General features: G+C 58.2%; 14 protein-coding genes. 2 read left to right on the forward strand and 12 right to left on the reverse strand.

The window, feature by feature from the left end:
- Nucleotides 1-39: 39 nt before the first annotated feature.
- On the forward strand, nucleotides 40-315 hold the full coding sequence (locus tag AC1Q6D_RS32035; RefSeq protein ID WP_103406617.1) for a peptidylprolyl isomerase: 276 nt from the start codon (nucleotides 40-42) through the stop codon (nucleotides 313-315).
- 48 nt (nucleotides 316-363) lie between these two features.
- Here the strand turns inward: AC1Q6D_RS32035 and AC1Q6D_RS32040 are convergent, their stop codons facing one another.
- From AC1Q6D_RS32040 to AC1Q6D_RS32095, 12 genes are all read right to left on the reverse strand, one after another.
- Nucleotides 364-1,299, reverse strand: a complete 936-nt coding sequence (locus AC1Q6D_RS32040) for a sugar kinase (RefSeq protein ID WP_103406618.1) — start codon at nucleotides 1,297-1,299, stop codon at nucleotides 364-366.
- Between the two features lie 116 nt (nucleotides 1,300-1,415).
- Nucleotides 1,416-2,633, reverse strand: a complete 1,218-nt coding sequence (locus AC1Q6D_RS32045) for an amino acid deaminase (RefSeq protein WP_103406619.1) — start codon at nucleotides 2,631-2,633, stop codon at nucleotides 1,416-1,418.
- A 39-nt stretch (nucleotides 2,634-2,672) separates the two neighbouring features.
- A complete protein-coding gene (locus AC1Q6D_RS32050) occupies nucleotides 2,673-3,437 on the reverse strand; it encodes an IclR family transcriptional regulator (protein ID WP_047529736.1) in 765 nt (254 codons plus the stop codon).
- Nucleotides 3,438-3,578: 141 nt separating this feature from the next.
- Nucleotides 3,579-3,968, reverse strand: coding sequence for a RidA family protein (locus AC1Q6D_RS32055; RefSeq protein WP_047529738.1), 390 nt, complete (start codon nucleotides 3,966-3,968; stop codon nucleotides 3,579-3,581).
- A 30-nt stretch (nucleotides 3,969-3,998) separates the two neighbouring features.
- A complete protein-coding gene (locus AC1Q6D_RS32060) occupies nucleotides 3,999-4,796 on the reverse strand; it encodes an amino acid ABC transporter ATP-binding protein (protein WP_103406620.1) in 798 nt (265 codons plus the stop codon).
- Nucleotides 4,793-5,455 carry an amino acid ABC transporter permease gene (locus tag AC1Q6D_RS32065; RefSeq protein WP_047529742.1) on the reverse strand — a complete coding sequence of 221 codons (663 nt, stop codon included), beginning with the start codon at nucleotides 5,453-5,455 and terminating at the stop codon, nucleotides 4,793-4,795. The genes AC1Q6D_RS32060 and AC1Q6D_RS32065 overlap by 4 nt, the downstream gene beginning before the upstream one ends.
- Nucleotides 5,456-5,463: 8 nt before the next feature.
- The gene (locus tag AC1Q6D_RS32070) at nucleotides 5,464-6,126 is read right to left on the reverse strand and encodes an amino acid ABC transporter permease (protein ID WP_090462280.1); all 663 of its coding nucleotides are present in this window, start codon (nucleotides 6,124-6,126) and stop codon (nucleotides 5,464-5,466) included.
- A 52-nt stretch (nucleotides 6,127-6,178) separates the two neighbouring features.
- Nucleotides 6,179-7,027 (reverse strand): transporter substrate-binding protein, encoded by an 849-nt coding sequence (locus AC1Q6D_RS32075; protein WP_047529745.1) that lies wholly within the window; start codon nucleotides 7,025-7,027, stop codon nucleotides 6,179-6,181.
- A 257-nt stretch (nucleotides 7,028-7,284) separates the two neighbouring features.
- Nucleotides 7,285-8,346: a hypothetical protein gene (locus tag AC1Q6D_RS32080; protein ID WP_492618496.1), complete on the reverse strand. Its 1,062-nt coding sequence runs from the start codon at nucleotides 8,344-8,346 to the stop codon at nucleotides 7,285-7,287.
- Between the two features lie 225 nt (nucleotides 8,347-8,571).
- A complete protein-coding gene (locus AC1Q6D_RS32085; RefSeq protein ID WP_492618497.1) occupies nucleotides 8,572-9,633 on the reverse strand; it encodes a hypothetical protein in 1,062 nt (353 codons plus the stop codon).
- A gap of 225 nt (nucleotides 9,634-9,858) precedes the next feature.
- Complete coding sequence (locus tag AC1Q6D_RS32090) at nucleotides 9,859-10,923, reverse strand: hypothetical protein (protein ID WP_492618498.1); 1,065 nt, start codon at nucleotides 10,921-10,923, stop codon at nucleotides 9,859-9,861.
- A complete protein-coding gene (locus tag AC1Q6D_RS32095) occupies nucleotides 10,920-13,325 on the reverse strand; it encodes a hypothetical protein (protein ID WP_492618499.1) in 2,406 nt (801 codons plus the stop codon). The genes AC1Q6D_RS32090 and AC1Q6D_RS32095 overlap by 4 nt, the downstream gene beginning before the upstream one ends.
- Here AC1Q6D_RS32095 and AC1Q6D_RS32100 point away from each other — a divergent pair.
- Nucleotides 13,269-13,811: hypothetical protein (locus AC1Q6D_RS32100; protein WP_492618500.1), on the forward strand; the 543-nt coding region annotated here is incomplete at its 3' end. The two genes, AC1Q6D_RS32095 and AC1Q6D_RS32100, sit on opposite strands and share 57 nt — an antisense overlap.

Raw genomic sequence — 13,811 nt, forward strand, 5'->3', positions numbered from 1 at the left:
CCACCCTCCATGCCACCACCGTTGCCAGGTACCCGCTCCATGAAAGCTCAAGCCCGCCATATTCTGGTGAAAACCTCGGAAGAAGCCGAGCAGCTCAAACTACGCATCGCCAAGGGCGAAGCCTTCGATGTGCTGGCCAAGAAGTACTCCACCTGCCCGTCCGGCAAACGCGGCGGTGACCTGGGCGAAGTGCGGCCGGGGCAAATGGTCGGCGCCATCGATGCGGTGATTTTCAAGAAACCGCTGCGGGTGGTGCATGGACCGATCAAGAGCAAGTTCGGCTATCACCTGGTGCAGGTGTTTTACCGGGATTGAAGCTCCCTGTGGTGAGGGAGCTTGCGCCCTCACCACAGGGCATGCCTTTCAAGCTCTGGGAATGAGCGCCCCCGGCACCTGAATCACCCGACTCGCCAACCGGTGCCCCGCCTCCGCCGCCTCGACCGGGCTTGCGCCCTTGAGCCGCGCAGCCAGGTACGCCGCACTGAACGAATCCCCCGCCGCCGTGGTGTCCACCACACGCTCGACTTTCTGTGCCGGCACTTCGAACGACTCACCCTCACACCGAATCAGGCAAGCCTCGGCGCCACGCTTGAGCACCACTTCGGGCGTGCCGATCTGCTCGTAAGCGCCAAACACCGCCGCGCAATCGGAGAAATGGAACAACGCCTGTTCGTCATCGACGGTCAACAACGCCAGGTCGACATAAGGCAGCACGCTGCGGTAAGCCGCCCGCGCCTCCTCGACCGAGGCCCACAGCCGTGGCCGGTAGTTATTGTCGAAGACGATTCGCGCATCGCGCTGGCGGGCCTCGATCAAGGTTTCCAGCAACTTTTCCCGGCCCTTCACGCCCAGTACCGCCAGCGTAATACCGCTGAAATACAGTACGTCGTAGTCCGGCAGCGCCGCCAGAATCGGCGCGGCGGCCGGCGTAGTGAAGCAATCGCGCACCGCTGCTTCATTGCGCCAGTAAAGGAAACGACGCTCGCCAGCGGCGTCGGTCTGGATGCAATACAGCCCCGGCAAACGTCCGGGCAGGCGCTGCACCATGCCCAGGCCAATGTTTTCTTCGGCCCAGCCCTGGCACATGGCATCACTGAAACTGTCATCGCCCAGGGCCGTGACGTAGTCCACCGTGCCCGCGCTGCCCAACTCTCGGGACAGGTACACCGCGGTGTTCAAGGTATCGCCACCGAAGCTCTGGCGCAGGCTGCCGTCGGCATGGTGCTGCAGCTCGATCATGCATTCGCCGATCAAGGCAATGCGCGGGGTATGGGGGCCCAGGGTGTTGAGGGTGCTCATGGTTGTGGGGGCTCCGGTGTTCTTTGTTGTCTGGGCGGACGCGCTCGCCCCCACAGGAGAAGTCCTTCCGGGGCGGGAGCAAGCTTGCTCGCGATGGCCACGAGTCGGTTCTGAACTTAGAAACAGGTTTCCATGGTTTCGATGACGTTCAATTGCTCATCCACCAGGCACCCCGTACGCCACTTGTCGAACGTCAGGCACGGGTGCGAAGTACCGAACGAAATGATGTCGCCCACACGCAACTGGACGCCCGGCGCCACGGTCATGAACGCGTGCTGGTCCATCACCGCTGTCACTTTGCAGGCACTCACGTCGTCACCTTTGGCCGGCACCGCGCCGGCCTTGTAACGCAGCAACGGCACCGGCAAACCGGCGTCGTACGCCACGTCACGCTTGCCCAGGGCAATCACCGCAAAGCCCGGCTCCGGCAACGACTGCACGTGCGCCCAGACTTCCAGCGCCGGGCGCAACCCTTCGTGCAGGTCGCTGCGGCGGTCGAGCACGCAACATTGCGCCTCCTTGTAGATGCCATGGTCGTGTGCGACATAGCTGCCTGGACGCAATACGCTGAGGAACCGCCCTGCAGCATTCTGCGCTTCGAACTCCTCGGCAATCAGGTCATACCAGGCCGAGCCCGAAGCAGTAATGATCGGCTTGGCAATCGCGAACGCAGCGCTGTCCTGCAGTTGCACCGCCAGGCGCACCAGGGAGCCGGCAAATGCGCGAATGCCACTGATGGCGTGATCACCATGAATCACCCCTTCATAGCCCTCGATCCCGGTCAGGGCCAGCGCCGGTTGCGCGGCGATGGCTTTGGCCAGGTCGAGCACTTCCTGTTCGCTGCGACAGCCACAACGGCCGCCGACCACGCCGTACTCAATCATCACGTTCAGGCGCACACCGCGCGAGGCGAAATACGCGCCGAGGTCGGCAACGTTGTCCGGGTGATCGACCATGCAGTAGAAGTCGAACGTCGGATCGGCCAGCAAATCGGCGATCAGCGCCATGTTCGGCGTGCCGACCAGTTGGTTGGCCATCAACACCCGACGCACGCCATGGGCATAGGCCGCGCGGGTTTGCGTCGCGCTGGCCAGGGTAATGCCCCAGGCACCGGCGTCCAGCTGCCGGCGAAACAGCGCCGGGGTCATGCTGGTCTTGCCGTGGGGCGCGAGTTCGGCGCCGCTGTTGCTGACGAAATCCTGCATCCAGCGAATGTTGTGCTCCAGCGCTTCACGATGCAGCACCAGCGCCGGCAGGCTGACGTCACGGACAAGACTGGCGCCCGTCCGGGCAAAACCCTTTTCCACGGCAGCAGTATTTTCGGCAGTAGTCATGGTCGAACTCCTCACATTCGCGGCCGCAGGCAGCCGCTGTTATTCGTTGATGCGACGGGCCAGGCTGTTGGCGCTGTCGATCAGCACCCGGCGGTAGTCGTTGTAATTTTTCTTGGCATCGGCCCGGGGGGCGACGATGCACAGGGTCGCGATGGCCACGCCGCTGGGGTCTTTGACCGGGGCGGCGAAGCAATGGGTAAAGGTGTCGGCGACGCTGTCGAAGGAGAAAAAGCCATCGATGCCGGCCTGACGGATTTCCTTGAGAAACTGCTCCAGCGGCAGGCGCTCGCCATCGGGCAGGATGAAGTCGTCATGGTCGATCAGGTCGATGATTGCCTGGTCGCTCAGGTGCGCCAGCAGCAAGCGCCCGGATGCGGTCCAGGGGATCGGGGCGTTTTCGCCGATGTCCGAGGAAATGCGAAAGTGCCGCTCGCCCTCCTTCATCAGCGCCACGGTGTACTTGCGCCCGTTGAGCAGGCACATCTGCGCGGTTTCGTGGGTCTGGCTGACGATCTCCTGCAAGGCGTGATCGGCCTCGCGAGACAGGTCGAAATGGCGCAGATGCGCCTGCCCGAGGAAGTACAGCTGGCGCCCGAGGTAAACGTGACCGTCCTTGCCCACCGGCTCCAGAATCCGTCGTTCCAGCAACGAGGCCACCAGTTCGTAGACCGTGGATTTCGGGCTACCGATGCCGCTGGCGATTTCGTTCGGGCGCAAGGGCTGGCCGATCTCCTTGAGGAAATCGAGGATGTCGAACGCCCGGTCCAGACCGCGCGCCCGGCGTTTGATGGTGTCTTCGGTCATGTCAGTGGTTCCCATAAAAGTGCCGGGAGTTTACCTAGAGTGCGGCGGCGACCGTAAGGCCGTCATCGCTAGCAGGCTAGCTCCCACATGTGGAAGGCGTTCCTGTGGGAGCTAGCCTGCTAGCGATAAAGCCACCTCGGTTCAGGCCTTTTTCTTGTACGCGATGCAGTCGATCTCGACCTTGCAGTCGACCATCATGTTCGCCTGTACGCAGGCCCGGGCCGGGGCGTGTTCGGGTTTGAAGTACTCGGAGAAGACCTTGTTGAAACTGGTGAAATCCCGCGGATCCTCCAGCCACACGCCAGCACGCACCACATCTTCCAGGCCATAACCGGCCTCTTGCAGAATCGCGATCAGGTTCTTCATGGTCTGGTGGGTCTGTTCGACGATTCCGCCCGTGATGATCTCGCCATCCACCGCCGGCACCTGCCCGGAAACATGCAGCCAGCCATCGGCTTCAACGGCGCGGGCGAAAGGGCGAGGCTGACCGCCAGCGGCGGTGCTGCCGGTGCCGTAACGAGTAATGCTCATGAGTGTTTCTCCTGATTGAAAATCGAATGTTTAAAACCGCGTGTTCTTGAGGAACTCCGCCAGTCGTGGCGATTTCGGGCGCTCGAACAGTTCCTTGGGCGGCCCCTGCTCTTCGATACGCCCCTGATTCATGAACACGATTTTGTCCGAGACTTCAAAAGCGAAACGCATTTCGTGGGTCACCAGCAGCATGGTCATGCCGTCTTCGGCCAGGCCCTTGATCACGTTCAGTACTTCGCCGACCAGTTCCGGGTCCAGTGCCGAGGTCACTTCATCGAACAGCATCAGGCTCGGGTTCATTGCAATCGCCCGGGCAATCGCCACGCGCTGCTGCTGGCCGCCGGACAACTGGCCAGGATAGTGATCGCGACGTTCCAGCAAACCGACGCGCTCCAGCCATTTTTCCGCCAGCGCCACGGCCTCGTCCTTGTGCAGTTTTTTCACCTTGAGCAAACCCAGGGTGACGTTCTGCAACGCGGTGAGGTGCGGGAACAGGTTGAATTGCTGGAACGCCATGCCGGTCATGGCGCGATGGCGGGCAATGACCTTTTCCGGGTGGCGGATGCGTTTGCCGTTGACCTCGTCGTACCCGATGGATTCGCCGTCGAGTATGATCTGCCCGCCCTGAAACTCTTCGAGCATGTTCACGCAACGCAGCAGCGTGGTCTTGCCCGAGCCGCTGGAGCCGATCAGCGTGACGACGTTGCCGCGCTGCAGAGTCAGGTCGACGCCCTTGAGCACTTCCAGCGGGCCATATTGTTTATGCAGGCCGCGAATGTCCAGCAGAGGCTGTCCGCTCGGGACGTTGGATGGTTGTACTTGAGTCATGGCAGGGCCACCCGCTTTTCAATGTGCCGGCCGAGTAATTCGATGCCGTAGTTGATGACAAAAAACAGAAAACCGGCGAACAGGTAAAACTCCAGGGTCATGAAGGTCCGGGCGATGATCTGCTGGGTGCTGAGCAGCAATTCGGCCACGCCAATCACCGACAGCAGTGTCGAAGCCTTGACGATCTCGGTGGACGAGTTGACCCAGGTCGGCAGGATCTGCCGCAGTGCCTGGGGCAATAGCACGTAACCGAGGGCCTGATAGAACGTCAGGCCGATGGCCTTGCTCGCTTCCATCTGCCCACGGGGCAACGCCTGCAACGCACCGCGCACGATCTCGGCGACGTGGGAACCGCAAAACAGCGTCAGGCCCAATGCACCGGCCTGAAACGCGCTGATCTGCCAGCCCAGCGCCGGCGCCATGTAGAAGCAGGCCAGCACCAGCACAAACACCGGGGTGCCGCGAATCACGTCCACGTAGAAACGAAACGGCGCGCGCATCCAGAACTTGCCGTAGGTCAACACCAGACCGGCGAATACGCCGACCACCGTGCCGAGCAAAATCGCCAGGGCCGACACCTGAACACTGGTCAGAAAGCCTTGCCACAGCACTTCCCGGGCGACCCACAACTCATGCAACCAACTGGGGGATTCGTACATGGGGCCTCCTATCGGCGGATCGCCAAACGCTGCTCGAGGTAACGCAGCAGCATGGCAATGAGGTAACAGGCCGCGACATACAACGCCGTGGTCACCAGCCAGGTTTCGATTACCCGGTAGCTCTCGACATTGATCTTGCGCGCGTAATAGGTCAGCTCCGGCACGGCAATGGCTGCGGCCAGCGAAGTGTCCTTGAACAGTGAAATGAAGTTGTTCGACAAGGCCGGCAACACATTGCGCAACATCACCGGCACGGTGACGTAAGCCTTGACCTGCCACTCGCCCAGGCCGATCGCCAGCCCCGCCTCACGTTGCCCCTTGGGGATGCTCAGCAGCCCGCCACGGAACACTTCGGTCAGGTACGCCCCGGCATACAGCGACAGGGTGATGATGAACGAGGGAATCTTGTCCAGCCGGATGCCCAGACCCGGCAGCGCAAAGTAGATCAACAGAATCAACACCAGAATCGGCGTGTTACGGATCACCGTCACATAGACCGAAGCCAGCACCCGCAATGCGCGGTGCTTCGACAGCAAAGCAAACGCCATCATCAGGCCGATCACGCAGCCGATCGCGATCGACACCAACGCCAGCTCGAGGCCCAGACCAAGCCCCGCCAGCAAGGTGTCGAAATCGCGCCACACGGCGGCAAAGTTCAACTGATAGTTCATGGTTGGCAGTACCTTGAGCGGGGCGATTTATCAGCACCCCGCTCTCACGGGGTCATTTGAATTCGACGGGGAAACCGATGGCAGGGGTAGGCAGATCGACACCGAACCACTGCTTGAACGACGCCGCGTAAGCCGGGAACTCAACGCCAGTCATGGCTTCATGCAGGGTAGTGTTGACGAAGTTCAGCCAATCCTGATCGCCGCGTTTAACCGCGCAAGCGTAAGTCTGCGGGCTCCAGGCGTAGGCCGGGCTACGGTAGCGACCGGGGTTTTGCACCATCAGGTATTTCACCGAGGACTGGTCGGTGGCTGCCGCGTCGGCACGGCCCGAGTTCACCGCCTGATACATCAGGTCCACGCTGTCGTACTGATCGACTTTGGCCTTGGGCAATGCCTGATGCACCAACTCTTCGGCATAGACGTTTTGCAGCACCGCCACGGTAAGGCTGTCACCGGCGGCTTTCATGTCATCGATTTCCTTGTACTTGCTGTTCGCCGGCAACAACAGGCCAACACCTTCGCGGTAGTACGGCAGCGTGAACGCCACTTGCTGCGCACGGCTGGCGGTCACGGTGATGAACTGGCAACTGATATCGACCTTGTCGGTCAGCAGGTTGGGAATCCGCGCATCGGACGACTGCACCACGTACTCAACCTTGCTCGGATCATTGAACAAGCCCTTGGCGATCATGTGCCCGATATCAATATCGAAACCCTGCAACTTGCCATCCGCCCCCTGGAAGTGCCACGGCGCGTTGGTACTGCCGGTGCCCACAATCAGTTTGCCGCGGGCCAGAACGCTATCGAGCTTGCTGTCGGCTGCCTGGGCCACGCCCACGGCAGCAGCAGACGCTGCGAAAAGAAAAACACACGCTTTGAACAAGGAAGGACGGCGATGCATGGCAAGCACTCCAGATGATGGTTATTCCGCTATACCGGAACACGGTATGTAACAACGGAATAGACAGCAGAAAGTGTGCCACAGGTTGTGCGCAGAATGCTGGGGAGATCGAAAAGTGTTTCGAATCAGAAGGATGCGTAAAAACCGGGAAAACCTGTTACGAAAGGAACAATTGGCGAACGCTACCGTTGGCTACAAAGGACGGGTAGCAGGATCACAATTGGTGCGCCGTCTCTCCAACCGCTCGCCGCCCCCGCTCAGTCGACATAGGTCACGTATCCGGCCATCAAGTTCGGCCGCTCGAACGTATCGATATCCTCGACGCGTTGGTGCATGTCATTCACGATTTTCTTGAACGTTGCATCGTCCATGTCGATCCAGTAACGCGGGTTGCGGCCGGTGAGGCGGTCGTACTCGGCGGTGGTGGGGTCAAGGTGGCGGTATTCCTCGTATTGCGGCAGGTCCGGCAACGGGCGGCTGACGTTCATGTAGTTCTGGATGAAATCCCACAGGGCGCAAGGCGGTTGGAAGTCGGGACCGGGGCACAGCAGCGCACCGAAGTTGATCATGATGTTGCGGTAACGATGGGCAAGGTAAAGCACGTTTAACGGCATGCCCTGACTGTCCGGGGACGTGGCGATGTAGGCATCAAACTCGTAGAACGGCGCGGTGAGTTCACCGATGGTGCCGTTCTTTTTGTATTCACCGTTGTTTTTGTAGTCGAAGACCGTGACCAGGCCGGTGCGGCGGTTGAGTTCCCAGATGGGGCCTCGGGAGGGTTTTATCCAGAGGTTTTGGAAAAATTTAATTACCACAGCCCCAGCCATCCAACACAGCAAAGGAAGCCCGAGCAAAACAACAAGAGTTACACTGTAATCAGCAATGATATCGCTCAATGTTTTTTTGGTGTCTATAAACTCGGCCGTCAATATAAAAAATGAAAGTGTAAGAAAAATTAGAAATAAAATGCGCCCTACTCCCGCCATATAAATCCAAAAGTTGGAGCTCGCAGGAAGAAGTGCATACCTAAAGCTTTCGTGATTATCCCTCATATGAAAATCAATATGCTCGAATGGGCTTGAAGTATAAGTGCCTTTGGCGATTTGCTCTTCGCCTTTTATCTTTGAATGCTCTTGATTTCGAAGGTCTCGTGGCGAGTAATCCTCCACAAAGCTGACGGGTGTTACTTCATCGGCATTACCCCAAGGCAGTCTGACCTTGGCAAACCGCATGATCCATGGTCGTTCATTGGATGGCTCTTGCTGGGGCACCTCGGTCAACCCGTAAGCAGTCTTGGCGTAATACGATGTATTGCTCATGAATCAGTATTCCGCGATCTGTTTGTCACTTCGTCTGCCCAGAACAGTTCACCCTCACTGCCGAAGTTGGGTTTTATATGGGCGGCATCAAACGGCGTACCGTCCTTCGGTGGTGGCGCAGGAAAATGCCAGCGTAAAAGGCGTCCTGGCGCCGAAGCCATGTTTGGCATCAGGGATGAATTGAGGGTTGGTGCCTTCCGCCAGCACACGCATATTTTTTGTCGCTCAGTCGACATAGGTCACGTATCCCGCCATCAAGTTCGGCCGCTCGAACGTATCGATATCCTCGACGCGCTGATGCATTTCGCTGACGATTTGCTTGAACGTTGCATCATCCATGTCGATCCAGTAACGCGGATTGCGGCCGGTGAGGCGGTCGTATTCGGCGGTGGTGGGGTCAAGGTGGCGGTATTCCTCGTATTGCGGCAGGTCCGGCAACGGGCGGCTGACGTTCATGTAGTTCTGGATGAAATCCCACAGGGCGCAAGGCGGTTGGAAGTCGGGGCCGGGGCACAGCAGCGCGCCGAAGTTGATCATGATGTTGCGGTAACGATGGGCAAGGTAAAGCACGTTCAACGGCATGCCCTGACTGTCCGGGGACGTGGCGATGTAGGCATCAAACTCGTAGAACGGCGCGGTGAGTTCTCCGATGGTGCCGTTCTTTTTGTATTCACCGTTGTTTTTGTAGTCGAAGACCGTGACCAGGCCAGTGCGGCGGTTGAGTTCCCATATAGGGCCTCGGGAGGGTTTTATCCAGAGCCCTTGGAAGAACTTAATTACCACTGCACCAACTAACCAGCACCCCAAAGGAATTGCTAAAAAAATAAATAGAGTTACGTAGTAGTTCGATACAACCTCAAGCAATGTTTTTTTAGCATCTAAAAGCTCAGCCAAAATGATAAAAAATATAATTACAAAAAACAGAAAAAACAAAAAGCGCCCACCCCCCAGCATGTACATCCAAAAGTGCGAACTCGCAGGAAGGAGTGCATATCTAAAACATTCATGATTATCCCTCAAGTGAAAATCAATATGTTCGAACGGGCTCGGCGAATAAGTGCCTTTGGCCATTTGCTCTTCGCGTTCTATCTTTAATTGCTCTTGATTTCGAAGGTCTCGTGGCGAGTAATCTTCCACAAAACTGACGGGCGTTACTTCATCGGCGTTACCCCAAGGTAGCCTGACCTTGGCAAAACGCATGATCCAAGGACGTTCAGTTGATTGCTCTTGCTGGGGCACTTCGGTCGCCCCATAGGCCGTCTGGGCGTAATAAGATTCCTGGGTCATTTGTTAGTGTCTCGTGATGTATATGTCACTTGATCTGCCCAATAAAGCTCACCCTCACTGCCGACGTTGGGTTTTATGGGGGTGACATCAAACGGCGTACCGTCCTTCGGTGGTTGCGCCGGAAAATGCCAGCGTAAAAGGTGCCCTGGCGCGAAAGTCATGTTTCGCGCTGGGGATGAATTGAGGGTTGGTGCCTTCCGCCAGCACACGCACATTTTTTGTCGCTCAGTCGACATAGGTCACGTATCCGGCCATCAAGTTCGGCCGCTCGAACGTATCGATATCCTCGACGCGCTGATGCATTTCGCTGACGATCTGCTTGAACGTCGCATCATCCATGTCGATCCAGTAACGCGGATTGCGGCCGGTGAGGCGGTCGTATTCGGCGGTGGTGGGGTCGAGGTGGCGGTATTCCTCGTATTGCGGCAGGTCCGGCAACGGGCGGCTGACGTTCATGTAGTTCTGGATGAAATCCCACAGGGCGCAAGGCGGTTGGAAGTCGGGACCGGGGCACAGCAGCGAGCCGAAGTTGATCATGATGTTGCGGTAACGATGGGCGAGGCAAAGCACGTTCAACGGCATGCCCTGACTGTCCGGGGACGTGGCGATGTAGGCATCAAACTCGTAGAACGGCGCGGTGAGTTCACCGATGGTGCCGTTCTTTTTGTATTCACCGTTGTTTTTGTAGTCGAAGACCGTCACCAGGCCAGTGCGGCGGTTGAGCTCCCAGATGGGGCCTCGGGAGGGTTTTATCCAGAGGTTGGGGAAGTGCTTGATGACGAATGAACCGATGGCCCAGCAGAGAAGCGGGAGGCCGAGAAGCCAGGAAAATACTTGGATAAATATAACTTTGGTTGACTCCCAAATAGGATCATTTCCTGTTGATACACCTAAAAAGTAGGCGGGAATACTGATAATACAAAATAAAAAAAATAAAAAACGTCCGCCGCTTAACATATACATCCAGAAATGGGAGCTTGCAGGAAAAAGTGCATATCTAAAACATTCATGATCGTCCCTGATGTGGAAATCGATATGTTCGAATGGGCTCGAAATATGGGTTCCTGCGGCTATTTGCTCTTCACGCTCCTTTTTGAATTTTTCATGCAAGCGAAGCTTCTTGGGAGAGAATTTTTCGAGAGCACTTGCAGGTGTTAAGTCATTCGCACCACCCCAAGGCAATCTGGCCTTGGCAAAACGCATGATCCATGAGCGCTCAGCAGAGCGTTCTTGCTGGGGCACCTCGGTCAACCCGTAAGCCGTCTTGGCGTAATACGACTCCTGAGTCATTTGTTAGTGCCTCGTGATGTATGTGTCACCTCATCTGCCCAATAAAGTTCACCCTCGCTGCCGAAGTTGGGTTTTATATGAGTGGCATCAAACGGCGTCCCATCCTTCGGTGGTGGTGCAGGAAAGTGCCAGCGGTGATTGTTTTGCTCCAGTACACACTGAGCCCGGACTTGCCATTGATGGGCGATACCGGATGAGCCTGTTACCGCGTCGAACGCGTAGCTCGCTGGGGTTTTGAAAAACAGTTCCAGCCCCTGCGGTAGCAGCCGTTGGGCATTGGGTGGGACGAGGCGGCTATCGATCAGTTTTGTGAACGGCACCGTTTCACTTTTGAGTCGGCCCCCTTTGAGTTCGAAGGTATTAAGTCGACAGTGGGCATTGATGTTCAGGGTGCCGAGGTTTGCAATTAAGCCCGGCAAGTTACTTTCAATGCGAATGCAGGTATTGGACGAGATCACTTGAAAAGGTGTCCTGGCGCGAAAGTCGAGTTTGGCATTGGGGATGAATTGAGGGTTGGGGCTTATGTTGATGCGAATGTCGGCAAACAAACTGATCAGGTAATAAAAACCACGCTGCGGATCCAGCAGGTGCGCATTATCTGAATGAACTTGAGTGCCGAACGGGCCATTGACCAGCCATTCTTCGATGGGCTTGTTGCTCAGCCACCAGGCCAGTCCGGCACCGATCAAGATCAATATCAGCGCGGCCCAACCGCCCGGCCCCAGACCAAGAAAGGTGACGCTACTAACGATCAAATTGCTGAGGGCGCTGAGGGAGCCGCCCACAGCCATCATCAAATAGCCCCACATTGCGTCGTCGCCCCATCTTTGGGCATACCAAGCGTCGTACAAGCTAAGGGATGTAAAGACAAATCCCGATATTATTTGTGCAATAAGTCGTCCGGTATATATTCTGACAAAACGCTGAGTATAAGAGCGGAGGAATTTTTTTGCAGTCTCATCGGAAATAGTAAACAGAACCTTTCGGCCAGCCGCTAAAATAGACTGCGTACTGGCGAGTTTTACAGTCAGCATCTCTAGCGCAATCAAAAGATCAAATATAGCCCCACCCGACCCGATAAATGCTCTTTCGATACTTTTCTCTCTTTTTGTTTGTTTAAACGAATTGTTCTCCACCCTCACATTCCAAACCTCCAACATCAAAACCCCCGCCGCAAACGGCAACGAGCCCAGCACGCGATGAACCCGGCTGTTAGCCGACGCGACATGCTCATCCACGCCCCGCTGCAACGGGCTTTTCACGTACGCATCACCCGTCGCCCGCGCCTCCACATCGGCGTTGTAAACCGCGTTGATCCGCTGATTCAGTACGCTGAGATTGTTCGCCGTCGGATGCTTGAGCGGGATCGCCAGCAGTGTGTGATGGGTTTCGCGAAGGGCGTACGGGGTGTCGAGCACATCGTCGCGCACCTTCAGCGGTCGGCCCTGGGCATCCAGGTACTGACCCATCACCCGGTGTGGCCGCTGATCGCCGGACGGCACATCGGTCAGGCCAAAAACGTAGTAATGCTGCGGGTCGGCGTCACGCCGCTGGATGAAGTGCGCGTCGCCAAAGGTCTTGGGCATCAGGCTGCGCAACAGCCCCACGCCGAGGCCGTGCAGATAGGTGCTGGCGGGCATGGCCTGGCCAGTGTGTGGCCCGGACGGTTTGTTCACCGCGCTGCTGGCGGCTTCCAGGGCGCCCGCGAGGTTTTCGTAGATGCCGATCAGGCTACCGGCGGCCGCTTTCGATTGCCCGGTGAGGGTGCTGTTCAGGCTGCCGCTGGCCAGCAGGTCTTTGAGCAAGTGGCCGTCGAGGTGGTCGACCTGCGGGTAATAGGGCCCCGGGTGACTTTCGAATGCGGCGAGGTCATTGGCGCGTAAATGACCATCGCCCTCGTTGAGGGTTGTCTGGGCGGGTGGCACATAGGGCGCGGCCAGCGCCGCTTCATCGACGGCCGGCCAGAGCATCGGGTGCAGCGGGTGCGCCGGGTCGTGGGCGATGTCGTTGAGCAGGGTCTGGCCGACGCTGGCCCGTGGACTGTAGAGGCTCACGCCGGTCAGCGCGTTGGTGACGTCGCCGTTGCTGGCCAGCGGATCGAGTTGCGCGGGCACCGTGGCCAGGGCCGCGAACGTCTGGCTCACGGCAAACAGCGCGGCGAGGTAGTCAAAGCCGTCCTGGCTTAAATGATCGGCCAGGGTTTGCTGCGTGACCGGTTGCTGCAGGCACTCGGCAAGCAGCGCCTGCGCCATGTTCAGTTGTTGCCAGATCAAGGCGCGCTCGGCGCTGGCGGTGAAACGGTTGATGTCGCGGCGCCCGGCCTCCTTCACTTTGTCGAAACAGGCGTGCAGCGGGTTCTTCTGGCCGCCGAGGGTCGCCGGCACGATCAGTTGCTGGACCATCACCGCGCTGGCGTGGTGGGGATAAAGGCTGGCGCGCTCGGCATACAGCGCCAGCAATTGCTGTTGCTGCCGGATCTGCGACAGCAGGTGCCGCAAACGGTAGCGCGGGTCCTCCAGCAGCACGCCGCACACGCGCCGTTGGCGGGCGGTCTCCAGCACGTCGACGACGCTGGGCTGGGGTTGCCACAGATCCGCTTCATCGTCTGGCGGGGTCTTTCCTTGCAAGCGCTGCAACAGCGTGGCGAGGCAGTCGGCCCAGGCGCTGCTTTCGAACGTGGCAGGCACATCAGGCGTGGCGCCCTGCTCCCACTGAGCCAGGCAGCGCCTGGCTTCGAATTTGCGTTGTGCGGCAAATTGCCCCGACAGGTCGCATACGTAACGCCCCGGATGCTCCAGCCCATATTCGAAACCGCTCTGGCGTGCCCGTTGCGGGGCGATCAGGCTGAGCGGAAAAGCGCGTTCGGCCAGGTTGTGCCAGGTGACGCT

The sequence above is a fragment of the Pseudomonas sp. MT92 genome (assembly GCF_058792515.1).

Coding starts and splice junctions, on each gene's coding strand:
- AC1Q6D_RS32035 (WP_103406617.1), top strand. CDS start 40: ATGAAAGCTCAAGCCCGCCATATTCTGGTGAAAACCTCGGAAGAAGCC.
- AC1Q6D_RS32040 (WP_103406618.1), bottom strand. CDS start 1,299: ATGAGCACCCTCAACACCCTGGGCCCCCATACCCCGCGCATTGCCTTG.
- AC1Q6D_RS32045 (WP_103406619.1), bottom strand. CDS start 2,633: ATGACTACTGCCGAAAATACTGCTGCCGTGGAAAAGGGTTTTGCCCGG.
- AC1Q6D_RS32050 (WP_047529736.1), bottom strand. CDS start 3,437: ATGACCGAAGACACCATCAAACGCCGGGCGCGCGGTCTGGACCGGGCG.
- AC1Q6D_RS32055 (WP_047529738.1), bottom strand. CDS start 3,968: ATGAGCATTACTCGTTACGGCACCGGCAGCACCGCCGCTGGCGGTCAG.
- AC1Q6D_RS32060 (WP_103406620.1), bottom strand. CDS start 4,796: ATGACTCAAGTACAACCATCCAACGTCCCGAGCGGACAGCCTCTGCTG.
- AC1Q6D_RS32065 (WP_047529742.1), bottom strand. CDS start 5,455: ATGTACGAATCCCCCAGTTGGTTGCATGAGTTGTGGGTCGCCCGGGAA.
- AC1Q6D_RS32070 (WP_090462280.1), bottom strand. CDS start 6,126: ATGAACTATCAGTTGAACTTTGCCGCCGTGTGGCGCGATTTCGACACC.
- AC1Q6D_RS32075 (WP_047529745.1), bottom strand. CDS start 7,027: ATGCATCGCCGTCCTTCCTTGTTCAAAGCGTGTGTTTTTCTTTTCGCA.
- AC1Q6D_RS32080 (WP_492618496.1), bottom strand. CDS start 8,346: ATGAGCAATACATCGTATTACGCCAAGACTGCTTACGGGTTGACCGAG.
- AC1Q6D_RS32085 (WP_492618497.1), bottom strand. CDS start 9,633: ATGACCCAGGAATCTTATTACGCCCAGACGGCCTATGGGGCGACCGAA.
- AC1Q6D_RS32090 (WP_492618498.1), bottom strand. CDS start 10,923: ATGACTCAGGAGTCGTATTACGCCAAGACGGCTTACGGGTTGACCGAG.
- AC1Q6D_RS32095 (WP_492618499.1), bottom strand. CDS start 13,325: ATGGTCCAGCAACTGATCGTGCCGGCGACCCTCGGCGGCCAGAAGAAC.